25 protein-coding genes and 1 pseudogene are annotated in these 20,778 nt (G+C 37.8%); 16 read left to right on the top strand and 10 right to left on the bottom strand.

The genetic code is table 11. The annotated features are described in order from the left end of the window. Window positions 1-19 precede the first annotated feature (19 nt). Window positions 20-142, top strand: coding sequence for a PEP-CTERM sorting domain-containing protein (locus tag C4E06_RS29695; protein WP_198648890.1), 123 nt, complete (start codon window positions 20-22; stop codon window positions 140-142). 402 nt (window positions 143-544) lie between these two features. Here C4E06_RS29695 and C4E06_RS20630 read toward each other — a convergent pair whose 3' ends face one another. Genes C4E06_RS20630 through C4E06_RS20620 form a run of 3 tightly spaced genes read right to left on the bottom strand, consistent with a single transcriptional unit; the run spans window position 545 to window position 1,320 of the window. Then, the gene (locus C4E06_RS20630; protein ID WP_107670322.1) at window positions 545-763 is read right to left on the bottom strand and encodes a hypothetical protein; all 219 of its coding nucleotides are present in this window, start codon (window positions 761-763) and stop codon (window positions 545-547) included. Continuing rightward, window positions 750-1,043 carry a BrnT family toxin gene (locus C4E06_RS20625; protein ID WP_107670321.1) on the bottom strand — a complete coding sequence of 98 codons (294 nt, stop codon included), beginning with the start codon at window positions 1,041-1,043 and terminating at the stop codon, window positions 750-752. Before C4E06_RS20625 ends, C4E06_RS20630 begins: the two co-directional genes overlap by 14 nt. A gap of 28 nt (window positions 1,044-1,071) precedes the next feature. Further along, window positions 1,072-1,320, bottom strand: a complete 249-nt coding sequence (locus tag C4E06_RS20620; RefSeq protein WP_107670324.1) for a hypothetical protein — start codon at window positions 1,318-1,320, stop codon at window positions 1,072-1,074. 104 nt (window positions 1,321-1,424) lie between these two features. On the opposite strand from C4E06_RS20620, the gene C4E06_RS20615 reads away from it, so the two are divergent. From C4E06_RS20615 to C4E06_RS20605, 3 genes are all read left to right on the top strand, one after another. Then, window positions 1,425-2,747, top strand: a complete 1,323-nt coding sequence (locus tag C4E06_RS20615) for a cytosine deaminase (RefSeq protein WP_107670320.1) — start codon at window positions 1,425-1,427, stop codon at window positions 2,745-2,747. A 378-nt stretch (window positions 2,748-3,125) separates the two neighbouring features. Beyond that, entirely contained in the window at window positions 3,126-4,082 is a 957-nt protein-coding gene (locus C4E06_RS20610) for an RNA polymerase sigma factor, RpoD/SigA family (RefSeq protein ID WP_107670319.1), read from the top strand. Window positions 4,083-4,250: 168 nt separating this feature from the next. Next, entirely contained in the window at window positions 4,251-4,595 is a 345-nt protein-coding gene (locus tag C4E06_RS20605) for a DUF760 domain-containing protein (RefSeq protein WP_107670318.1), read from the top strand. Between the two features lie 74 nt (window positions 4,596-4,669). On the opposite strand, the gene C4E06_RS20600 is transcribed toward C4E06_RS20605, so the two are convergent. Further along, complete coding sequence (locus tag C4E06_RS20600; protein WP_107670316.1) at window positions 4,670-5,905, bottom strand: sodium:proton antiporter; 1,236 nt, start codon at window positions 5,903-5,905, stop codon at window positions 4,670-4,672. 364 nt (window positions 5,906-6,269) lie between these two features. Between C4E06_RS20600 and C4E06_RS20595 the strand changes: the two genes are divergently transcribed. From C4E06_RS20595 to mutY, 3 genes are read left to right on the top strand one after another with little or no spacing between them, the layout of a single operon-like run. Next, window positions 6,270-6,704 (top strand): hypothetical protein, encoded by a 435-nt coding sequence (locus tag C4E06_RS20595; protein WP_107670314.1) that lies wholly within the window; start codon window positions 6,270-6,272, stop codon window positions 6,702-6,704. A 41-nt stretch (window positions 6,705-6,745) separates the two neighbouring features. Next, window positions 6,746-7,255, top strand: a complete 510-nt coding sequence (locus tag C4E06_RS20590; RefSeq protein WP_107670312.1) for a hypothetical protein — start codon at window positions 6,746-6,748, stop codon at window positions 7,253-7,255. Window positions 7,256-7,304: 49 nt separating this feature from the next. Continuing rightward, window positions 7,305-8,381, top strand: a complete 1,077-nt coding sequence (gene mutY, locus C4E06_RS20585; protein ID WP_107670323.1) for an A/G-specific adenine glycosylase — start codon at window positions 7,305-7,307, stop codon at window positions 8,379-8,381. Window positions 8,382-8,741: 360 nt separating this feature from the next. Here the strand turns inward: mutY and C4E06_RS29300 are convergent, their stop codons facing one another. Continuing rightward, window positions 8,742-9,260 (bottom strand): cation:proton antiporter, encoded by a 519-nt coding sequence (locus C4E06_RS29300; protein ID WP_198648889.1) that lies wholly within the window; start codon window positions 9,258-9,260, stop codon window positions 8,742-8,744. Continuing rightward, window positions 9,248-9,979, bottom strand: a complete 732-nt coding sequence (locus tag C4E06_RS29295) for a cation:proton antiporter (protein ID WP_198648888.1) — start codon at window positions 9,977-9,979, stop codon at window positions 9,248-9,250. The genes C4E06_RS29300 and C4E06_RS29295 overlap by 13 nt, the downstream gene beginning before the upstream one ends. Window positions 9,980-10,121: 142 nt before the next feature. Between C4E06_RS29295 and C4E06_RS20575 the strand changes: the two genes are divergently transcribed. From C4E06_RS20575 to C4E06_RS20555, 5 genes are all read left to right on the top strand, one after another. Continuing rightward, window positions 10,122-11,150 (top strand): ion channel, encoded by a 1,029-nt coding sequence (locus tag C4E06_RS20575; protein WP_107670310.1) that lies wholly within the window; start codon window positions 10,122-10,124, stop codon window positions 11,148-11,150. Window positions 11,151-11,201: 51 nt separating this feature from the next. Beyond that, window positions 11,202-11,726 (top strand): DUF421 domain-containing protein, encoded by a 525-nt coding sequence (locus C4E06_RS20570; protein WP_107670309.1) that lies wholly within the window; start codon window positions 11,202-11,204, stop codon window positions 11,724-11,726. A gap of 115 nt (window positions 11,727-11,841) precedes the next feature. Further along, a complete protein-coding gene (locus C4E06_RS20565; RefSeq protein WP_107670307.1) occupies window positions 11,842-12,033 on the top strand; it encodes a hypothetical protein in 192 nt (63 codons plus the stop codon). Window positions 12,034-12,068: 35 nt separating this feature from the next. Further along, window positions 12,069-12,929, top strand: coding sequence for an SDR family oxidoreductase (locus C4E06_RS20560; RefSeq protein WP_107670305.1), 861 nt, complete (start codon window positions 12,069-12,071; stop codon window positions 12,927-12,929). Between the two features lie 131 nt (window positions 12,930-13,060). Further along, window positions 13,061-14,107 (top strand): LD-carboxypeptidase, encoded by a 1,047-nt coding sequence (locus tag C4E06_RS20555; RefSeq protein WP_107670303.1) that lies wholly within the window; start codon window positions 13,061-13,063, stop codon window positions 14,105-14,107. A gap of 159 nt (window positions 14,108-14,266) precedes the next feature. Here the strand turns inward: C4E06_RS20555 and C4E06_RS20550 are convergent, their stop codons facing one another. Then, a complete protein-coding gene (locus C4E06_RS20550; RefSeq protein ID WP_198648887.1) occupies window positions 14,267-14,839 on the bottom strand; it encodes a methylmalonic aciduria and homocystinuria type D protein in 573 nt (190 codons plus the stop codon). A gap of 116 nt (window positions 14,840-14,955) precedes the next feature. Then, complete coding sequence (locus tag C4E06_RS20545; protein WP_107670301.1) at window positions 14,956-15,408, bottom strand: ABA4-like family protein; 453 nt, start codon at window positions 15,406-15,408, stop codon at window positions 14,956-14,958. A 146-nt stretch (window positions 15,409-15,554) separates the two neighbouring features. Here C4E06_RS20545 and C4E06_RS20540 point away from each other — a divergent pair, with 146 nt between their 5' ends. The 3 genes from C4E06_RS20540 to C4E06_RS20530 are packed head-to-tail and all read left to right on the top strand — an operon-like array spanning window position 15,555 to window position 18,010. Continuing rightward, window positions 15,555-16,016: an NfeD family protein gene (locus tag C4E06_RS20540; protein ID WP_107670299.1), complete on the top strand. Its 462-nt coding sequence runs from the start codon at window positions 15,555-15,557 to the stop codon at window positions 16,014-16,016. Between the two features lie 51 nt (window positions 16,017-16,067). Next, window positions 16,068-17,039, top strand: coding sequence for an SPFH domain-containing protein (locus tag C4E06_RS20535; RefSeq protein WP_107670297.1), 972 nt, complete (start codon window positions 16,068-16,070; stop codon window positions 17,037-17,039). A gap of 23 nt (window positions 17,040-17,062) precedes the next feature. After that, complete coding sequence (locus C4E06_RS20530; RefSeq protein ID WP_107670295.1) at window positions 17,063-18,010, top strand: NAD(P)-dependent oxidoreductase; 948 nt, start codon at window positions 17,063-17,065, stop codon at window positions 18,008-18,010. Between the two features lie 32 nt (window positions 18,011-18,042). Here the strand turns inward: C4E06_RS20530 and C4E06_RS20525 are convergent, their stop codons facing one another. After that, window positions 18,043-18,894, bottom strand: coding sequence for a lipopolysaccharide assembly protein LapB (locus C4E06_RS20525; RefSeq protein WP_107670293.1), 852 nt, complete (start codon window positions 18,892-18,894; stop codon window positions 18,043-18,045). A 155-nt stretch (window positions 18,895-19,049) separates the two neighbouring features. Here C4E06_RS20525 and C4E06_RS20520 point away from each other — a divergent pair, with 155 nt between their 5' ends. Beyond that, complete coding sequence (locus C4E06_RS20520) at window positions 19,050-20,276, top strand: DUF790 family protein (RefSeq protein ID WP_107670285.1); 1,227 nt, start codon at window positions 19,050-19,052, stop codon at window positions 20,274-20,276. A gap of 198 nt (window positions 20,277-20,474) precedes the next feature. Here C4E06_RS20520 and C4E06_RS20510 read toward each other — a convergent pair. Next, a pseudogene (locus C4E06_RS20510) lies at window positions 20,475-20,778 on the bottom strand (ABC transporter substrate-binding protein); the annotation flags it as partial.

Here is a 20,778-nt window from a genome sequence, read left to right as displayed (position 1 = left end):
CGAAGATGGTAGTTATTCTATGACATTAGAGGTCGTTCCTGAACCTATCACCATGTTAGGTGCGGGTGCTGCTGTTGCCTTCGGTGGTGCGTTCAAGCGTAAACTGGGCAAAAAAGACAAAAAAGGATCTACTAAAGCATAGAATAGAAAAACAAGATAAAGTAAACAACCATTGTTTTTCCTGACCCATATGGCTTTACTCTATGCTTGAGTAGCCCTAAACTTCATCAATATTGTCTGTTCTGTTTCATTGTAATACTTCGTTGTTTCATACAAAAACCCCCTTTCCTCTTAAATTGTTTAGGGGGAATTTTTTTTGATTATAGTGCTACGCACTAGGGAATAGGGAATAGGGAATAGGGAATAGGCAAGGGTTCTCCCCCTCACAAAAGGGGGAGTTAGAGGGGGTAGCAATGGTTGATTAGATAGTAGTTTCAAGGTTAACGAGATTGGTCATTTCTCATTCCTTGGAAGGACAAATAAGGATATCAAAAATGCTAAACACGAAATTTTCTATTCCTATAGTAGTAACTTTTTTAATACATCAAGGTTTTGTTGGGTTTCGTTTCTCAACCCAACCTACATCTAAGTCTTGACGTAAACCTTTTCCTATGTAGAATTTTAAGAGAGCTTCTAGAGACATATCCTGATTATGAGCAATTGTTTTTAAAGATTCTAACGTATCTTTAGGAATAGAAATTGATACCTTTTCTGAAGGACGAGGTTTAATAGTAAAGGTCATTTCTTCGTTAGGTTTGTTCATATTGTTTTTTCTCTGTGCGAGTAGCTGGACGTGCAGAAATAATTCGAGTACGTTGGTTTCGTTCAATATAAACAACAAATAAGACACGATAAGCCAAGGAATAACCGAGAATAAATTCTCTTTGTTCACTATTTACTGTCGCATCTCCTGTTTGATAAAAGGGATCGAAAAATGCTTCGGTGGCTTCTTCAAATGTTACTCCATGTTTCTCAAGATTGATTTGTGCTTTATTGGAATCCCATTCAAATTCTAAACCCCGTAAGGGATAGATCACATTCATATAGGATATTGTACTGTAACTTTAGGGTTTAGTTAATTTTAATAAAACTATTTTGTATGTCATCGGGCAGAATATCAAAATCATCAGATATTTTAACTTTTCCTTTCCAATAACCAGGTTTTCTAGGTTCTAAATTAGATTGTAAGTTGTGATTGGTTGATTGTTTTCTTATTTTTAATATAATCGTTTCCTTTTGCTGAATAATTTCAACTTCTTGGCTATCTCCTAATAATGCTTTAGGAATTAAGACTCCTTCTTCATTTACTTTGAGTTTCATAATAAATTTATAATGAAATGAACTTGTTAACTCTGTCACATATTTAATAATAACATAATCACTTAAAATGTATAATAACTAATAAAACTGATGACTGACGACTGATGACTGATAACTGTTCACTGATAACTGATAACGATCGCTTCTATCTTAAAAATGCTCATATTCCTCTGTGTCTGTTAGAAAATGTTTCCATTGAACCCCAAACAAGAGAACAATTATGTCATGTAGATTTAGAAATCAATGAAAACAAAATTATTAATATTATTCCTCATAGTTCTCAACTTCCTGAATCTCCTTATATTGATGTTAAAAAAGGCATTATTTTGCCCTGTTTTCTTGATAGTCATACTCACCTAGATAAAGGACATATTTTCGAGCGCTCGCCTAACCTCTCAGGAACCTTTGAAGAAGCGTTAAACAAGGTCAAAAAAGATACTCAAAACCACTGGAAACTAGAAGATATTTATCGACGCATGGACTTTGGATTACAATGTAGTTATGCCCAAGGAACCATAGCCATCAGAACCCATTTAGATGCCTTTGGCGAACAAGCAAAGATAAGTTTTGATATCTTTCAACAATTAAAAAATCAATGGCAAAATAAACTAATTTTACAAGCAGTTTCTTTAGTTTCCTTAGATTACTTTTTGACCGAAGAAGGAGAAAAATTAGGAGATTTAGTGGCTAACTACGGACAAGTTTTAGGGGGAGTTGCCTATATGAACCCTGAAATTGATCAACAATTAGATCGAGTGTTCACTTTAGCTAAAGAGAGAAACTTAGACCTAGATTTTCATGCTGATGAAACCAAAGATCCTGATTCAATTTGTTTAAAAAAGATTGCTCAAACCGCCCTTAAACATCAATTTAAAAACAAAATAACCTGTGGTCATTGTTGTAGTTTAGCCCAACAATCTGAAGAATTAGTCAAAGAAACCACAAAATTAGTTAAAGAAGCTAATATCAATGTCATTAGTTTACCTTTGTGTAATTTATATCTACAAGATAGACAACCAGGAACTACCCCAAACTGGCGAGGGGTTACGGATGTTCACGCCTTGAAAAAACAAGGAATTCCTGTGATTTTTGCCAGTGATAATTGTCGAGATCCTTTCTATGGGTTCGGTAATCATGATGGGTTAGAAGTGTTAAAAGAATCCGTCAGAATTTGTCATTTAGATACCCCTTATGATGACTGGGTAACCACTGTTAATAAAATCCCGGCACAGTTAATGAATTTGCCAAATTTAGGTACAATAAAAATAGGAGGAAACGCAGATTTAGTTATTTTTAAAGCCCGTTATTTTAGTGAATTATTCGCCCGTCCCCAAAGCGATCGCCGAGTCATGAGAAATGGTGAATTCATCGACACCACTCTACCCGACTACGCTCAATTAGATGATCTTATTTTTTTGTATCAATAACAACAGAAATAATGTGAAGACTTCACTTAAAAATTGAAAACTGATAACTGAAAAATTCCGTTACCCTGGAACCATAGGCATATATTCCTAGTCTAGTACCTAACCGTTATAAACTTTACAAAAGTTAACAAAATGATGTAGTATCATTAAGGAACTAACCCCAAAATTAGGGATTCATACCTAGATAGAGATGTATTTTCTAATGATCTCCTTAGGGATCGCCTCCATTTTCACAGTCAAAATCATGACTTATTAACAAAAAACCTGATAAAACGACAATCATAGTCAAAATTTTGTTACCATAAGCTTTCCCTTTTATATATCACTATTGCTTACTCTTCATTCTGTGACACTGAACTACTCGATAAAAAATCTCTTATGAAGCTAACTAAAAGTAATCCTGATCCAGTTAGGGCCTATCTCAAAGAAATTGGTCGTGTTCCCTTGCTAACCCATGAAGAAGAGATTCTTTATGCCAAGCGAGTGCAACGATTAGTTAATTTAGAGAAACTCCGAGAGGAGATGATAGAAGAAACAGGTCAAGAACCCACCGAAAGCCAATGGGCCAAGGCGGCTAAACTCTCTAGAAAAGAATTCCGTTCTATTGTTGAATCAGGAGAAGCCGCCAAGCGAAAAATGGTAGAAGCCAACCTTCGCCTCGTGGTATCGGTGGCGAAAAAGTACCTCAAACGGAACTTGGATCTATTGGATCTCATCCAAGAAGGAACCATTGGGATGCAGCGAGGGGTAGAAAAGTTTGACCCCACCAAAGGCTATCGTTTTTCGACTTATGCTTACTGGTGGATACGTCAGGCCATTACCAGAGCGATCGCAGAAAAAAGCCGAACCATTCGCCTTCCCATTCATATCACCGAAAAACTCAATAAAATCAAAAAAGCCCAACGGGAACTATCCCAACAAAAAGGCCGGGCTGCCACCGTCACCGAATTAGCCGACGAATTGGACTTAACCCCCAAACAAGTCAGAGAGTATCTAGAAAGGGCCCGTCAACCCCTTTCTTTGGATTTACGGGTGGGGGATAACCAAGACACCGAATTAGGGGATCTCCTCGAAGATGACGGCCAGTCTCCAGAGGACTTTGCTACCCATTCCTCTTTACAGTTTGACTTAGAAAGACTGATGGAAGACTTAACCTCTCAGCAAAAAGAAGTCATTGCCTTGCGCTTTGGACTCCTAGACGGACAACCCTTAACCCTAGCTAAAATTGGGTCTCGTCTTAATATTAGTCGGGAACGGGTTAGACAAATTGAAAGAGAAGCCCTATCAAAATTGAGAAAACGGAAGGCGAATATTCAAGAATATTTAGCTAGTTAATCAGGGCAAAAATACCATGAGGTCGGGGGATCGGAATTTACGGTTCGGTTCTACCGACCTCAATTTTATTAAGAAACTTGTTAAAGTAGAAAGGAAAGATAACTGAATTAAATAGCATCAATTTCATTAAAAGCTAAATAAATAGCTAACATCCACAGGAGGCCAACAGTGAATAATGAATTAAACCGTTCCCAGAACTTTTTTAACCATGAAAATGAAACATCGGAAAGCTTGTGGAAATACGTTCAGTCTCTGAGTCCCGAAACCATTTCTCAACTGTCTAAACCTGACTCGGCTGAAGTTTTCCAAGTCATGGAACGGAATATTATTGGCTTACTGGGTAATCTTCCTTCTGAACATTTCGGCGTAACCGTTAGTACCAGTCGAGATCATTTAGGAAAATTATTAGCCTCAGCCATGATGAGTGGTTACTTTTTACGCAACGCAGAACAAAGACTGAACTTTGAAAAATCGCTGCAAGCCATTAATAGCAGTACCGAAGACGAAGAATAAAGCAAGATATCTTTAGTTAATACAGTCCTTTGGGCAAAGCAGGAGGGAGAAGGAAAAACTTCCCTCCTGCCTCTTTATTTGGATAAAGACGAGTTACTTTTTCTTTTCTCGTACCAATTCATCAAGGGAGAAGCACTAATACCATGAATAATAATGGACAATACAACCACTGAATAAGTAATCCAGGTAATTTGTCTGGCAATTTTTCCGGTTACCCCTTGATTCAACGCATAAGTTAAATAGTAAACCGAACCCAAGCCTCTAATGCCAAACCACCCCATTAAACTTGAAGTTTTTCCCGGAAGATTTGCCCCTAACATAGCTAAGCATACACCCAAGGGACGAATGAGCAAAAATAATAATCCGGCAATCAATAAAGACTGTCCCGCATAATTAAAGATTGGCTGATATAACAACAGTGTGCCTAAAATTATGATCGTGGTTACTTCCAATAATTTTTCAATCTGTCCGATAAATTCTAACTGGGCTAATCTTTTGTTCGGTTGGCCATAGTAACTCCGCTGCACGACCAAACCTGAAACAAACACCGCCAAAAATCCGTAACCATTAACCAATTCAGTCAGAGAATACGTTAATAAGATAATACTTAAGGCGACAAAATCCTCCATCAAATCATCAACCGGACGGCGTTTTTGTAAAGTGCGATCAATCCAAACCACAGCCTTGGCGACAATGATACCCATAACGATCCCTGCTGCGATCGCCCAAATCAAATCAACGGCTACCCATTTTTTAAACCAGTTTTCCCAATTCGGATCACCAACAGCATAGATACCAAAATAGACAAAAGGAAAAGCCAGAGAGTCGTTTAAACCCCCTTCACAAGTCAAGGCAAAGCGCAACTCATCTTCATCGTCAATATTGTCTAACTGTACCTCTGAAGCTAAGACCGGATCAGTCGGAGAGAGAATGGCTGCCAGTAAAGCCCCGGCCCCCCAACTCATGCCCAAACCATAATGAGCGATCGCAGCTAAGGCTAAAATAGATAGAGGCATTAATAACCCAATCAATCGAATGCTAGATTGCCAGGCCCAAAGCTTGAGGGGACGATTAATTTTTAGCCCACAACCAAATACAGACACGATCACCACAAACTCGGTTAATCTTTCCAAAAATTCTGTATCTGGTTTAATTGTGATTAATCCTAACCCATAATCTCCCAGTAAAATCCCAAATACAAAGTAAATCAAAGCATAAGAGAGGGGAAGACGTTTAATCCATCCTGAACCTAAAGTAACTCCCAGCAACAGCAATCCAATCACTAACAAGCTGAGAATATAAGTATTCATTATTACCTTTTTTAAAAAGTTAACTCAATTTAGCGCAGTTTTTCAAGCGGTTGAATTTATTTTTTCAAGGAATCATCTCACTCAATTAAATATCAATCCTGAATTTTTGACCAGTTTACAGAAAAAAATTGTTATTACTTTTTATTAAGTTAATCGAGTATTGATCCTAAATTATCTTCCTGGGGATAGATAAATGAATCAAGGATAAATGGCAATTTTTAATAAGTTTATTTCTTCGGATGGAGGAAGGTTTGATAATTTTTTAGTTATCTTGTAGAAAGTTGATAAATACATTTTTTGGGAGTTGACGACTAAAACTGTAACGTAAATTATAGTTACTTATAACATTATATAGGAGCATTTTATGGCAATTAATTTTATTCAGATTCGTCGCTTTATCGCCACCACTTTATTACTTTTGATGATAGTAACGACTACTGCTTGTTCATCAAATACCCCGACAAACATTTCTAGTTCTACTTTAGATCGAACTGAAGCCTACACCCAATTAGAAAGGGGAAATAGTATGGCGGGTCAAAAATTTGGTGATTGGGTGGTTAATACCAGCCAAGGATTAATTAAAGATGCTTACGTACGGGATAATAACAAGCTAGGGGTCGTTATTTCCGAACAAGTCAAACCCACAGAAGTCAAAACCTTAGCTAAATCCTTAACCATGGGTTTTCATAAAAACTTTCCCAATCAGGATTTAACCATCTTGATATATGCCCCAGATAAACAAAGAATTTTGACCAGTAAATATGATGTTCAGTCTAACCAGATAGAGTATCAAGCCTAGATTCAATCAATATTAAATTAACACAGGAGTCAAGACTAAATATGTCTAGTAGTAATAGATACAAAAGACAAATAATGAGCGACCTTGCCGGTGGCAATGTTGAATCTCTCGACGGTTCATCTATCGAAGAAAATTATGATAATTTTGACGATTTTGCCAATCGTTCGAGTCGAGAAGAAAGACATGGTCTTTTTCGTCGTGCCTTTGATCATGATAAGGTTTCTCCCCAACAAATGGAACCCGAACTACAAAAAGCGATCGCTCAAATTAAACCAAAAGAACGAGATGATGTCGCCAGAGAGTTTTTTAAACAACTCAAAAAAAGAGGATTAAGCGAAAAAGACTTAGAAAAACAATTAGGTTTGTCGACTCACCATGCTAGTCGCATGAATGCTGATGATGTTAGTAAGTTAGCCAGCTTTGCCTATCATTCCCATCCCGATATCTTCCAAGATGTTATGGCCGATCAACCTGCATTAATTAAATTCTTGAGTAACCCTTTAGTGGGTGCGGCCTTAGGTGCGGTAGCATCTAAATGGTTACATCGTTAGCTTAATAGAAACGATTTTGAAAAATAAAAGCAAACTGGTAGCTAAAGAAATGACGTTGCCAGTTTTTAATTTAGCTGATCTCAGACAATCTCTGTTAAGTTGGTATCAACAACAAGGACGACAGTTACCCTGGCGAAATACCAGAGATCCTTATTTAATCTGGGTGTCTGAGATTATGTTACAACAAACCCAGGTAAAAACCGTTCTTCCCTATTATCAACGTTGGTTAGACACCTTTCCTACCCTCGAAAGTTTAGCGACAGCAGAGTTACAAGGGGTCCTAAAGGCATGGGAAGGGTTAGGCTATTATACAAGAGCCAGAAACCTCCACAAAGCGGCTCAAATCCTTTTCAAGGAGTATCATGGGGTATTTCCCCAACAACTTTCCGAAGTGATTAACTTACCGGGTATTGGCCGCACCACCGCCGGGGGTATTCTCAGCGCAGCCTTTAATCAACCCGTTTCTATTTTAGACGGGAATGTCAAGCGCGTGTTATCCCGTTTGATGGCCTTGCCCGTTCCGCCCAAAAAAGGGCTAGAATCTTTATGGCAACTATCGGATACTATTTTAGATCCTGAGAACCCCAGAGACTTTAATCAAGCATTGATGGATTTAGGGGCCGAAATATGTGTTAAAACTAAGCCTAGATGTTTACTCTGTCCCTGGACATCTCACTGTTTAGCTTATCAACAAGGTCAACAAAATCAACTTCCCATGACTGAAACAAAAAAACCCCTTCCCCATAAAAAAATTGGTGTAGCTGTTATTTATAATGACGCTGGTTTAATTTTAATCGATCGCCGTCCGGATAAGGGATTATTAGGGGGTTTATGGGAGTTTCCAGGGGGAAAAATAGAACAAGATGAAACCGTAGAAGATTGTATCAAACGAGAGATTAAAGAAGAGATTGATATTGAGATCGAAGTCGGGGAAAATTTAGTTAATTTGGATCATGCTTATACCCATTTTAAAGTGACGTTATATGTGCATATTTGTCGCTATTTAACAGGGGAACCCAAACCGATTGAATGTGAAGAAATTCGTTGGGTAAGTTTAGAAGAAATTGAGCAGTTTCCTTTCCCAAAAGCTAATACAAAAATTATTGAGATGTTGAAAAATAGATAATTTAGAGACTGTTCCTAAAGAAATAATAACAACGAACTGTGTAGGGTGGGCAAGGTTTTCAAGGATGAAGTTAGTTGATACAAGTCTTTGACTTGCCCACCCTACCGTCTATCAGCTAAGAAATAAGGCCAATAAATAAACTTTTACCTCCTGTTTCGGAGTTCCCTGTTCCCTTTCTTCATACTGACATCTTGCACCAGTACATAAGAACTAAACAATTATAAAAAAGTAGTCAATTTTGAATAAGTTAGCATCAAAATGAAATACTTTTGCCTCTTGCCTCTTGCCTCTTGCCTCCTAAACTAGCTAGTTTAAGCGAAGCTGCAAGATATGAGCATAGGTAAGTTTGAATTTGTCCGCTCACTTAGTATTTTCTTGATAAAAAATTGACAAAGGAACGGCACTAATACCATGAATTATCACCGATCCTAAAACCACGAGACTTACCACCGACCAAACTTCCTGTAATCCCGTTTTGTGGGCCGCTAAATTAGCATAGAAAATGGCCGCCACACCAATGGGCCCAAACCACCCCATAAATAAAGCATCCAGGTATCCTTTAGTATGGGGAATAAAACGATTTAGTAATAAAAACACAGGAAGACGACGCAATAATAAAATGGCGATGACCAACAATAATCCTTGCCAACCTAAAGATAACCAATCTTGCCAAGGTAAAGCCAAACCAAACAGGGCAAACATGGTCGTAGTTGTCATTAAATCAAGAGCATCTTGTACATTTTCTTCCTCGGAACGCTCAGATCCTTTCACTACCAGATCAAAGCCCACACCTGCCATGAAAACCGCTAAAATACCATCACTTCCGATTAATTTAACCCCTCCTAACGCCACAAAAGACACCGCAACTATATAAACCAAAAAGACTGTTTATCCATCATTTTTTTGCGCTGGGACCACTTAAGCAGTTTGCCGGCGAAATAACCCAAGACTAAACCAAAAATAATGGCCGCCCCCACATCCCACAACCAAATCACTGAAAACCAGTGAGCAATGGGATCACAATAAGAAGGAATGAGAATTAACAGAGGTAAAAAGACAAAGGGATAAGCTAAGCCATCATTTAACCCCGACTCAGCCGCCAATAAGTGCCGAACCCGCTCAGGTAAATGTTTTTCAGCAAATTTTCCTGTGACAATAGTTGAAGCGAGAACCGGGTCCGTCGGAGTTAACACCGCACCGATGAGTATGGCTACCCAAGGCTCTAGATTGAGAATACTATAAACTAATAAACTACTGATTGCCCACATAGACAACATCAACGGGCCGATAATAATGGCTAAACTCCGCCAATGTTTAAACGGATAAGCTGATTCTAAATGAAGGGCCGTTGAGATTAATTGTACAGCGATCGCCAGACGAGACAATTCTTCTAATATTAATTCTTGGGTTCCCCAGGCGTTAAGATTAAAGAGATTAAATACCGGCCCGTACAATATCCCTAAAACAAGGGCAAACATCGGAGCCGATAAATAAAGTTGTTGTTTGAAAAAGCGAGACAGCAAAGCATAAGCGTAGAGTAAACCCCCTAAACTTAATAGAGCAAGATTGAATTTGGTTGGATCAAACGGTTGAGCCACAATTGCTGGATATTTAACAACAAATCAATACGTTTTAATGTTTTAAATACTTAACTGATTTTTTCATCTTTCTGAGGTCTGAAATTTGACGAAACAAAATCAAAACTTTTGCTAGATGTACTCAGGGCAATTTTAGTCCAAAATGAACAGATATGAAACTATTAAAGTGATTGTGAATTTCTTCGTTTTCCTGTTTGGATTATTTATAGTTGTCTTATCCCTTATTGATGCTTTATGGACTGCCCTATGGGTAGATGGTGGGGCCGGACCTGTCACCAAACAAGTGACTAATGGGGTTTGGTGGATTATAAAAACACTAATTCCCAAAAAGCGTAATTATTGGCTTAGTCTTGCCGGTCCAGTAATTCAAACCCTCATCGCTTTTGTGTGGGTTGGGTTGTTATGGATAGGGTGGGTGATCATGTTTAGTGCTGATGAGACTGCTTTACTCTACACTCGCGCCCCCGAAAAAATTCCCTCCGATCTCATGGACCGCATTTATTTTGTCGCTTATAGTATGTCCACGATGGGGAATGGTGACACCTATCCTCAAGGGGATATCTGGGAGTTGGCCGCCTCTTTTACGACTTTTAGCGGTATGTTTATGATTACTTTAGTGGTCAGTTTTGTCTTATCCGTTATTGGAGGAGTGACCACGAAACGAGCGTTAGCCAGCCAAATTACAGGATTAGCCAATAGTTCAGAAGACTTTCTGATTAATAGTTGGGATGGTGAAAAATTTGCCGGACTGGATTTATTCTTGATGTCTATATCAACTCAAGTGGGGCAACTGGCTGAGCAACAATTGGCCTATCCTATTTTACACCGCTATCATGGTGCTTCTCTGGCAGAAGATAGCGCACCTGCGATCGCTGTTTTAGATGATGCCTTAACTTTACTCAGATTTGGGATTCAAAAGCCTTATCGTCCCACACCGTTAATGTTAAAATCTGCCCGCGCCACGGTGCAAACTTATCTGAAAACCCTGGCTTCTGCCTCTATCTATCCGGCCGCTCATCCTCCTGTTATTCCTGATCTAAGTTTACTACGAAAAGCGGGAATTCCTGTGGTTAGTGATGAGGAGTTTTTACAGTCTGTTGATCAGTTAGCTCATCGTCGTAAGTTATTGTTAGGGTTAGTTCAACGCAATCATTTTCGCTGGCCAAAGTAATTCAAGTAACATTTTTATAATCCTTTGAAAATATTAAATTAACTCAATATTATGGACAAAATTATCTTTTTTTTTGGTGGCTTTTATCCCATTATTCGCATTGTTGTTGTTGGCACATTAGCCTATCTTAGTTTATTAATTTTATTGCGGGTTTCAGGACAAAGAACCTTAACGCGAATGCACGCTTTTGATTTTGTCATTACCATTGCCATTGGTTCTACATTTGGGCGATTAATGACAGCAAAAGGGGTATCTTTAGCGGAAAGTTTGACGGCTTTTTTGGTTTTAATCGCACTACAATCTATTTTTTCCTGGATAATGGTACGCTCTTCTAAGTTTGCTTATTGGGTCACAGCGACTCCATCCCTGCTTTATTTTCGGGGGCAATTTCTTCGTAAAGCAATGAAAAAACATCGAGTGACTCAAGATGAATTATTATCAGTGATTCGTCAAAATAAAATGGGTTCTCTACAAGATGTAGAAGCGATTGTTCTTGAATCAGCCGGCACATTTGCCGTAATACAAAAAGACTCCTCTGATTATTCTGCTATGAGTAATCTTCCGGGTATTCATTAATATTAACTGTTAACTTCTTACTTCTGATTAGTTAAACGTCACTCTTTAGAAGGATAAGGCTTAATAATTTAATGGGTTAAGTTAATATTAATCGTCGAAAAGTAGAGGAAATACAATGACTGGCCATGCAAGTCACAAAGGCACTTCTCCGAAACCAAATACTAACGCAGAGGGTTCTTTAGATACCGTTACAGATGGCATTAACCCCCATGAAATCGCACCTGATAATGCTGAAACTATGCGAGTTCAAGAAGCACCAGAAAACGAAGCAGCAACGGAAAGACCTGACAATATTTCCGATAAATAAGCATAAATAAATTGATAATAAAGGATTTAACAATTATGACAGTTACTCCCGATCAAATTCCGGCTCAATCTCAGGATAGAAGTCCTGCGTTAGAATCCCAAATGACCCCCAGGCCAGAGTATGATGATCCTAATTATAAAGGTAGTGATAAACTACAGGATAAAGTTGCTTTAATTACCGGTGGTGATAGTGGAATTGGTCGCTCTGTTGCGGTCTATTTTGCTAAAGAAGGGGCTAATGTTGCCATTTGTTATTTAGATGAGCATGAAGACGCTGAAGAGACAAAAAAAGCCGTAGAAGAATATGAGCGTGAATGTCTTTTGATTCCTGGTGATATTCGTAGCGAAAAGTTTTGTCAAGAAGCGATTCAACAAACATTAAATAAGTTTGGTAAGTTAGATATTTTGGTCAATAATGCTGCCGTTCAGTATTTAGAACCCAGTTTAGAGGAAATTGACTCGGCTCAGTTAGGGGATACTTTCGCCACTAATATCTTTTCTATGTTTTATTTAACTAAGGCGGCAACGCCTCATTTAAAACCAGGGAGTTCTATTATTAATACCACCTCCATTAATGCTTACAAAGGGAACTCGAAATTGTTGAGTTATTCTACAACAAAAGGCGCAATTTTAGCCTTTACTCGTTCTATTGCCGAACCTTTATTAGAAAAAGGAATTCGGGTTAATGGTGTGGCTCCTGGACCCATTTGGACACCGTTTATTCCTGATGCTTTTGAAGGAGAAGCTGTTAGTAATTTCGGTAAACAAGTTCCCATGCAACGCCCTGGACAACCGAAAGAAATCGCCCCTAGTTTCGTTTTCTTAGCCTCAGAAGATGCGTCTTATATGGCAGGGCAAGTGCTTCATCCTAATGGGGGTGTTGTGGTTGGTGCGTAGTTAAATTGACTTTTTAAACATTTGAAAACTCTTGCAACTTTTAGCATAAAGAGGAATCTCTTTGTGCTATTTTATGTTATAGTTATTTTCAAATTCATTGACTGTTTCAGCCAGTCATTATTTTTATTCAAATGTTTTTTAATCGTCGTCAATTTTTAACTGCATCTTTGGGAAGTTTAACCCTTTTAACTTCTATTTATTCTACAGCATCGGCCCAAAATAATTCTCTTATTAAACCCCGAAAACTTAAAGCGGGTTCGGGGGTGGGTTTAGTGAGTCCGGCAGGGGCAACTTTTAACACAAAAGACATTAATATTGTACAAGATGCGGTCAAAGCATTGGGATTAGTCCCTTATTTAGCTCCCCATCTTTTAGCTCAATATGGTTATTTAGCTGGAAAAGATGAAGATAGAGCAAATGATATTAATCGCTTTTTTGCTGACCCTAATATTGATTTAATCTTGCCCATTCGTGGGGGTTGGGGATGCGCTCGTATTTTGCCTTATTTAGATTATAATCTTATTAAAAATAACCCGAAAATTATTATCGGGTTTAGTGATTTAACCACTTTATTAATAGCAATTTATACACAATCCGGTTTAGTTACGTTTCATGGTCCGAATGGCTTGACTTCTTGGCGGACACAACAAGTTAATTCTTTTCAAAAAGCTTTATTTACTGAGGAAAAAATTAGCTTCAAAAATGAACAAGATTCCGATGATAATGACCGTTTAATGCAAGTTAAAAATCGCATTCAAACTATTACCCCAGGAACAGCGAGAGGTAAAATAATCGGGGGTAATTTATCGGTTTTATCGGCAATTATTGGTTCTCCTTATGTTCCAGATTTTAAAGATTATATTTTATTTATTGAAGATGTCGGGGAAGATATTTATCGTATTGATCGCATGATTACTCATTTAAAAGTAGCTGGAATTTTAGATAAGATATCTGGGTTTATTTTTGGAGAATGTACTAACTGTTTACCCAATGGGGGTTATGCTTCTTTAACCTTAGAACAAGTGTTAAATGACCACATTAAACCGTTAGGAATACCGGCCTGGATGGGCGCACAAATTGGCCATATTGAACCTATTTTAACCTTTCCTATGGGCGTTGAAGTAGAAATTAATGCCAATAATGGAACGATTAATTATTTAGAATCAGGGGTTATTTAAAACTCATATCTTGCACCTTCGATTAACCCCCCCACATCCCCCACACTCCCCACACCCCCCACACCCCCCTTTATAAGGGGGGCAGGGGGGGTAGGGGGCAGGGGGGGGTAAGGGGCAGGGGGTAGGCAAGAGGCAATAGTATTTCATTTTTACCCTGACTTATTCACAATTGATTACCTTCTCATGATTATTAACTTTTCTTGTACTGATGTAAGATGTCAGTAAAATACTTTTTTTGAGACTATCATCAATCTTAATAGGGTCAGTATCCGACAATAAAATACTGGGATAAATTCCTGTTTTTTGAGTCGGATGATTTAACACTTTACATCCTTGTTGAGTGTGATAATAATTAAAGCCTAGGATTTGATTAACAATAGCAATCAGATCAAAGTTCATTGTAGCATTATGAGAATTAATGGGTTTACCGTCTTGAGGATCAATGATTTCTATAAAATAGTTTTCTTTTTGTAATATATATTTTAGGTCATTTCCTAATTGTAAGAATTCCTGTTTGAGTCTTTCTTTTTCTGCTTGAGTATCTTGATTAATATTTTCTATGGACAGTTTAGCGTATAATAAAACAATCAATACACTTTTAGGGACTTGTTTCCATGTCGGTAATAATTTAGGGTAATTGTTAATTATAAATTGTGTCGGAACTGTTGGATAAATTTCAATGGGTAACTTGGTTGTTTTCTGAGGAATAATAATGGGATTAATTTCTATCATTTTAAAATAAAAAAATAAGGTAGAGTGGGCAAAAGGGATTATGATTTCAGTGATTTTTAAATTGTGATAGATTTTGCCCACCTAGAAAGACTAAAGAGTATAATTGCTTCTTTGTTTTAAGTTGCGCTGGCTTCGATTTCTTCAGAATTAGATACTTTTGACTGTATCCAAGAAGTAACAATATGAGACAGTAACCCAATGGGACCAGCTAAGAAACATAAAATGAGAGAATGAACCGTAAAAATCCCTTTTTCTCTTCCTTCTAAATAAACATATCTACCCGTAAATAAATCTAAAACAATAAAATGTATCCACCCTGTTAACATAACAGGTTCTTGACTAAAAAGTTGAGCTAATACTGGTAAGGTTGGGTTAGAAAAGGCTTCAATAGAATCAGGATCAAGACTACCGGAAAAAAGATAGATATATAAGATAGCTAAAGGAACAAAAGGAAGATAAGAAGAGATAATTTTCTGAGTCACTCCCCATTTAGGCAAAATTACCATTAACAACCAAAAGGGCAAAGCGTAAATGTTGGCAAGGTTAAATAATAGACTTAAATCAATCATTTTAAATTTTCCTTAAGAAAGTTGAATTTTCATCTTTTAGTGTAACCTATTCTGGTTAAGAGAGTTATCATAAGAAAAGATGCAAAAGTTGATAGTTTTATCAATGATCTAGGTAAAGACCTAAAATTTAGTATGTCAATTTTGTTATGTCTTCTAGCTATATTCCTATGGTAAGTCCAGCCTTACTTTGGTTAATCGCCGGCGCTATTTTATGTTTTTCTGAGGCAATTTTTCCTGTTGCTTTTGTCGCTTTTATGATGGGAATTAGTGCGATTGTCGTAGCAGCGATCGCTTTAGTCATCCCTTCGTTTCCCATACAAGTCATATTGTGGTTAAGTTTATCAACCATTTCCATTGTAGGATCACGGCGTTTTGTTCCTAAGAAAAAATTATCAAACTCAAGGGTAGGTGATGCAGCAGAAGGGGAAACCTTAACAGAAATTGCCCCAGGTAAAATAGGAAGAGTTTTATATGAAGGTAATTCTTGGCAAGCCATTTGTGCCGATCATACAATATCAATCTCATCTCATCAAAAAGTCTATATTGTTGATAGAAAAGGCAACACTTTAGTGGTTTTACCTGAATTTTTACCCAGTGCGTTAGAGTAGTTAAGTTTTGTCTGTTAAACTTAAAATAATCATTATCAAGGAGTGATTAAAATGGGTCAATTTTTCTTTTTTGTTATTCTAATTTTAGGCGGTTCGACGGTTTTCGGAAGTGTAAAAATTGTTAATGAGAAAAATGAGTATTTAATCGAGAGATTAGGGAGTTATAACAAAAAACTGAGTCCAGGATTAAACTTCGTTGTCCCTTTCGTGGATCGTGTCGTTTATAAAGAAACCATACGAGAAAAAGTCATCGATATTCCACCCCAATCTTGTATTACTAAAGACAATGTTTCGATCACCGTTGATGCGGTAGTTTACTGGCGAATTATGGATATGGAGAAAGCCTATTACAAAGTGGAAAACCTGCAATCAGCTATGGTTAACCTAGTGTTAACGCAAATTCGTTCAGAAATAGGTAAACTCGAACTCGATCAAACCTTCACCGCCAGAACCGAAATTAACGAGATATTATTGCGAGAATTAGACATCTCTACCGATCCTTGGGGCGTGAAAGTAACTCGAGTCGAATTAAGGGATATTATGCCCTCAAAAGCGGTGCAAGATTCTATGGAATTACAGATGGCAGCAGAACGAAGAAAACGGGCTGCTATTTTAACCTCCGAAGGGGAAAGAGATTCAGCCGTTAACTCCGCCCAAGGTAAAGCAGAATCAAGAATTTTAGAAGCAGAAGCCCAGAAAAAAGCGGAAATTTTGCAAGCCGAGGCGGAACGTCAACAACAAATCTTAAAAGCCGAAGCGATCGCCAAGGCCATTGATATTTTAACCGAAAAAATTAAAACCGATCCCAACGCTCGCGAAGCCTTACAATTCCTATTAGCTCAAAACTATCTCGATATGGGGGTTAAAATTGGTAGTAGCGACAGCAGTAAAGTGATGTTTATGGACCCAAGAAACATTATGTCAACCTTAGAAGGGGTGCGATCGGTGGTGGGTTTTCAATCTGATGAATATCAACAATTAACCCAAGACTTAGATAAAGTGGATCGTCATTTATCTGAATAATTAATCAAAACCTTCTCTCAAATATGAAATCTAACTCAGTTCATCCTATCATCGGTTTTATTGGTTGTGGCAACATTGGCGGAAAACAGGCGAGAAATTTGCTGACTCATGGTTATCCACTCTATGTTTACGATATCAACCCGGATAGGATGATTGAGTTGCAGCAAGTAGGGGCGCAGATCACCCACAGTTGCGCCGAAATTGGTCAACGTTGTAATATCGTGTTTACAGCCCTACCCACGCCGGCGGATGTTATAGAGGCGGTACTGGAGGGGGAAAAAAACCTCAGCCAAGGGTTGCAACCTCACGCTATTTATATCGACATCACCACCAATGACCCAAAGGTGGTCAAAACCGTTGCTCAAGTCTTAAAACAGCAAGGGGTGCGAATGTTAGACGCACCTTTTAACGATAGTCCGGTGGGAAGCGAAACCTTAGAAGGAGTGGGACTGGCCTTATTGTGTAGTGGGGCAGAAGAAACCTTTCAGCAAGTTGAACCCATACTGCAATTAATGGCCGATGATCTCATTTATTGCGGAGACATCGGCCAGGCGACTCAATGCAAACTCATTCATAATGCTGTTAATGCCGTAGCGGTACAAGCGGTTAGCGAGGGTATTACCTTAGCTTTAGCCCAGGGTATTGACCTGTCAACCATTTGGGAGGTTTTACGGATGGGTGCATTTGGTCAAAATGCTGGGGATATTCACGGACTCCCTCATTATTGGTTTTCACGACGGTGCGACGATATCAGCCAACCTCCTGCTTTTACGGTTAAGCTATTGCATAAAGATTTGAAACTGACATTAGCCATGGCCGCCCAGAATAAGGTTCCTGTGCCTCAAATGAGTTTAATGATGAAAGACTATGAAGAAGCCTTACAAAGGGGTTGGTCTGACTATGCGGCGACAAAAGTGCGTTGTCTTCAAGAAGAAAGGGCTTCAGTGATCGCTGAGAAAAATATCCCCTAGAAATGTCTAGGGGAATTAGTATTATAAATAATTTATTCGTCTAAGAACTCACTCAGGCGATCGCTTTGCCAATAACTATTAAAAATCTCGTTATTTTTAGCTAGTTTTAGCATCATATTGGGGGCAATGTCAAGGGCTTCTAATAAGCAGTTTATCGCCTCATCCTCGTTATTTAAAGCTGCATGACAATGACTCTGATGATACCAAGCATATTCATCATTGGGTTCGGCATCTAGGGCTTTTTGGTAACAATTAATAGCCTCATCAAAACGGTTTAATTGTTGTAAAAGCTTCCCTTTTTGATACCATCCCCAATAATCATTGGGTTTAACCAATAACGCTTTTTCATAGTTCCCTAACGCCTCTTCTAAGTTCCCTTGATGGCGTAAACAGTCTCCTCTACGATACCATGCCCAATAATCATTGGGTCTGATGGTTAACGCTTGATCATAAGCTGCGATCGCCTCAGAATAATTTTCCCCTAAACGATAGGCTTCTGCAATACGATATTGCGCCCAGTAATCGTTAGAATAAATGGATAACGCTTGTTTGAAGCAGTTAATGGCGTTTTCGTACTCTTGTAACTCTTCTAGATGGATACAGCCTTTATCATACCAAGACCAATAATTGTTTGGTTCGATGTTAGCTGCATTTTCATAGCTGACGACAGCTTCTTCGTAGCGGCCTAACTCTTCTAATGTCATACCCTTTTTATACCAAGCCCAATAATCATTTGGATAATATTCTAAGGCTTTTTCGTAACACATTAACGCTTCTGGGTAAAGTTGATCTTCTCTGAGTCTATTTCCCTGTTGATACCAACTTTGATAACTATCGGGACGACATTCTAAAGGTCGGTAAATGGTCGTTTTAGTGTTTTCCATTGCGATGAAAGGAGAGAGTATTTATACTGTATAACAATTTATTAAGTATTTATGTAAAATTTGCATTAATGGATTCAAAAATAACACAATAGTTGATCAGTGAACAGTGATCAGTGATAAGTTAATTTTATGGAATTAATTAAATATAATCTATTATGTTACCTTCTGATTTATTAATGTATCGTTATAGTGGAGATACCATTGTTCCTAAACGTTTACCTTTAAATGATAGCACGATTAATTTAGCGGCTGAACAAATTAATTGTTTTTTAAACTGTGTGGATCAGACGCAAAAACAGTTAAATGAAAAATTAGCAGAATTAGAAGGAGATAACCCAAATTATCGGGTAAAACGAGGATTAGCACACCTCTTAAAAAATCATTTTTCGACCTTTGAAATTGTTAGTCCCCTAGAACCCAAAGAATTAAGACAAAAAGTTTTTAGTTGTGCTGCGGAATCTTTACCTATTCCTCAAAATCGACCGAAATTACTCGAAAAAGTCGCCAGTTTATTAACAGAAGAATTACAACGAGAAGTCTTACCCAGTGAAATTGAAAGGGGGTTATATGCTGATTTACAAGAAAATAGAATATTAACCAGTTTTGAACCCCCCGAACCAGAAACGTTAATTCATCGTTATAATTTATCCCAAATTCAAGGGGTATTTTATCGTTCTAATTATATTGTCATTAATGCTCATAGAAATGATCCAGGCGAATATAAGTTATTGTTTCGTTATTTAAAATTGTTTCAATTAATGGCCTATATAGAAGGAGATGCAGACACCGGTTTTACGATTACCATTGATGGTCCAACCAGTTTATTTAAAGCGAGTACCCGTTACGGTTTATCTTTAGCTAAAATGATTCCTGCATTACTTCATGTCAGTAAATGGAGTCTAAAAAGTAAGTTACAAACCAAAGATTCTTATACAGGAGGTATCAAAAACAGTTATTTTAATTTAGACGATCATTGTGGGTTAGTGAGTCATTATTCTAGGGGAAAAACCTATGATAGTATGTTAGAAGAATCTTTTGTTAAACGCTGGAATAAATTAAAAACAGAGTGGAAATTAGAACGAGAAGTTGACTTAATTCCGATTCCTGGGAGTGTGATGATTCCTGATTTTAGATTAGTGCATCCTGATGGGAGAGATTATTTACTAGAAATTGTCGGTTATTGGCGACCTGAATATTTAAGAAAAAAGTTTTATCAAGTGCAAAATGCTGATAATGATAACATTATTTTAGCCATTTCTGAACGCTTGAATTTAGATAAAGCCGGGGTTGATTTTAATGATACAACCGCAAAAGTTATCTGGTTTAAAGATAAGTTGAATCCTAAAAATGTTTTGTCTTTATTGGAAAATGAGTCATTATAAAATCTAAGATTGGTAGGGTGGGCAAAATATATAAATTTTTCATTAACTGCAAAAGCTTAAAAACCTTTGCCCACCTTACAGTTGATTTTATCGCTTTGAAAAGAGTTTTATTTAAGGCAATCGCTTTTTGGGAAGTGGTTTCAATTATTTGGGTGATTCGAGGTTTAAATATTAAGTCATAATTCATAATAATTTAATTTATTTTAAAGGCACAAAATCAAACCCGGTACGACTTTTTGATCCGGGAACAATGGTAATTAAAATAGAACCCCCATTGCGATCGCCGGAGGGTAAAAATTTCACCGCTTCTGCGGCCCCTTGAACAGAAAAATTACCATTGGATAACGCGTTTTGAATACTGGAGCGATCGCTATTTCCCTCTTTTAACGCCTCAACAATAGCCATGGTTGCATCATAAGCAGCAGCCGTGCGCCAGTTGACATCCCCTCCCCATAGTTGCCTCGCTTGGGTAACAAAACCATTGCCTCCTGTCGCGTCAGGA

The organism is Cyanothece sp. BG0011 (assembly GCF_003013815.1).
GTDB lineage: Bacteria > Cyanobacteriota > Cyanobacteriia > Cyanobacteriales > Microcystaceae > Crocosphaera.
This window is presented reverse-complemented; position numbering and strand designations above follow the sequence as displayed.

Coding starts and splice junctions, on each gene's coding strand:
- C4E06_RS20555 (WP_107670303.1), top strand. CDS start 13,061: ATGTTTTTTAATCGTCGTCAATTTTTAACTGCATCTTTGGGAAGTTTA.
- C4E06_RS20630 (WP_107670322.1), bottom strand. CDS start 763: ATGAACAAACCTAACGAAGAAATGACCTTTACTATTAAACCTCGTCCT.
- C4E06_RS20620 (WP_107670324.1), bottom strand. CDS start 1,320: ATGAAACTCAAAGTAAATGAAGAAGGAGTCTTAATTCCTAAAGCATTA.
- C4E06_RS20545 (WP_107670301.1), bottom strand. CDS start 15,408: ATGATTGATTTAAGTCTATTATTTAACCTTGCCAACATTTACGCTTTG.
- C4E06_RS20610 (WP_107670319.1), top strand. CDS start 3,126: ATGAAGCTAACTAAAAGTAATCCTGATCCAGTTAGGGCCTATCTCAAA.
- C4E06_RS20595 (WP_107670314.1), top strand. CDS start 6,270: ATGGCAATTAATTTTATTCAGATTCGTCGCTTTATCGCCACCACTTTA.
- C4E06_RS20530 (WP_107670295.1), top strand. CDS start 17,063: ATGAAATCTAACTCAGTTCATCCTATCATCGGTTTTATTGGTTGTGGC.
- C4E06_RS20570 (WP_107670309.1), top strand. CDS start 11,202: ATGGACAAAATTATCTTTTTTTTTGGTGGCTTTTATCCCATTATTCGC.
- mutY (WP_107670323.1), top strand. CDS start 7,305: ATGACGTTGCCAGTTTTTAATTTAGCTGATCTCAGACAATCTCTGTTA.
- C4E06_RS20525 (WP_107670293.1), bottom strand. CDS start 18,894: ATGGAAAACACTAAAACGACCATTTACCGACCTTTAGAATGTCGTCCC.
- C4E06_RS20540 (WP_107670299.1), top strand. CDS start 15,555: ATGTCTTCTAGCTATATTCCTATGGTAAGTCCAGCCTTACTTTGGTTA.
- C4E06_RS20565 (WP_107670307.1), top strand. CDS start 11,842: ATGACTGGCCATGCAAGTCACAAAGGCACTTCTCCGAAACCAAATACT.
- C4E06_RS29695 (WP_198648890.1), top strand. CDS start 20: ATGACATTAGAGGTCGTTCCTGAACCTATCACCATGTTAGGTGCGGGT.
- C4E06_RS20560 (WP_107670305.1), top strand. CDS start 12,069: ATGACAGTTACTCCCGATCAAATTCCGGCTCAATCTCAGGATAGAAGT.
- C4E06_RS20590 (WP_107670312.1), top strand. CDS start 6,746: ATGTCTAGTAGTAATAGATACAAAAGACAAATAATGAGCGACCTTGCC.
- C4E06_RS20600 (WP_107670316.1), bottom strand. CDS start 5,905: ATGAATACTTATATTCTCAGCTTGTTAGTGATTGGATTGCTGTTGCTG.
- C4E06_RS20625 (WP_107670321.1), bottom strand. CDS start 1,043: ATGAATGTGATCTATCCCTTACGGGGTTTAGAATTTGAATGGGATTCC.
- C4E06_RS20535 (WP_107670297.1), top strand. CDS start 16,068: ATGGGTCAATTTTTCTTTTTTGTTATTCTAATTTTAGGCGGTTCGACG.
- C4E06_RS20575 (WP_107670310.1), top strand. CDS start 10,122: ATGAACAGATATGAAACTATTAAAGTGATTGTGAATTTCTTCGTTTTC.
- C4E06_RS20550 (WP_198648887.1), bottom strand. CDS start 14,839: ATGATAGAAATTAATCCCATTATTATTCCTCAGAAAACAACCAAGTTA.
- C4E06_RS20520 (WP_107670285.1), top strand. CDS start 19,050: ATGTTACCTTCTGATTTATTAATGTATCGTTATAGTGGAGATACCATT.
- C4E06_RS20615 (WP_107670320.1), top strand. CDS start 1,425: ATGACTGATAACTGTTCACTGATAACTGATAACGATCGCTTCTATCTT.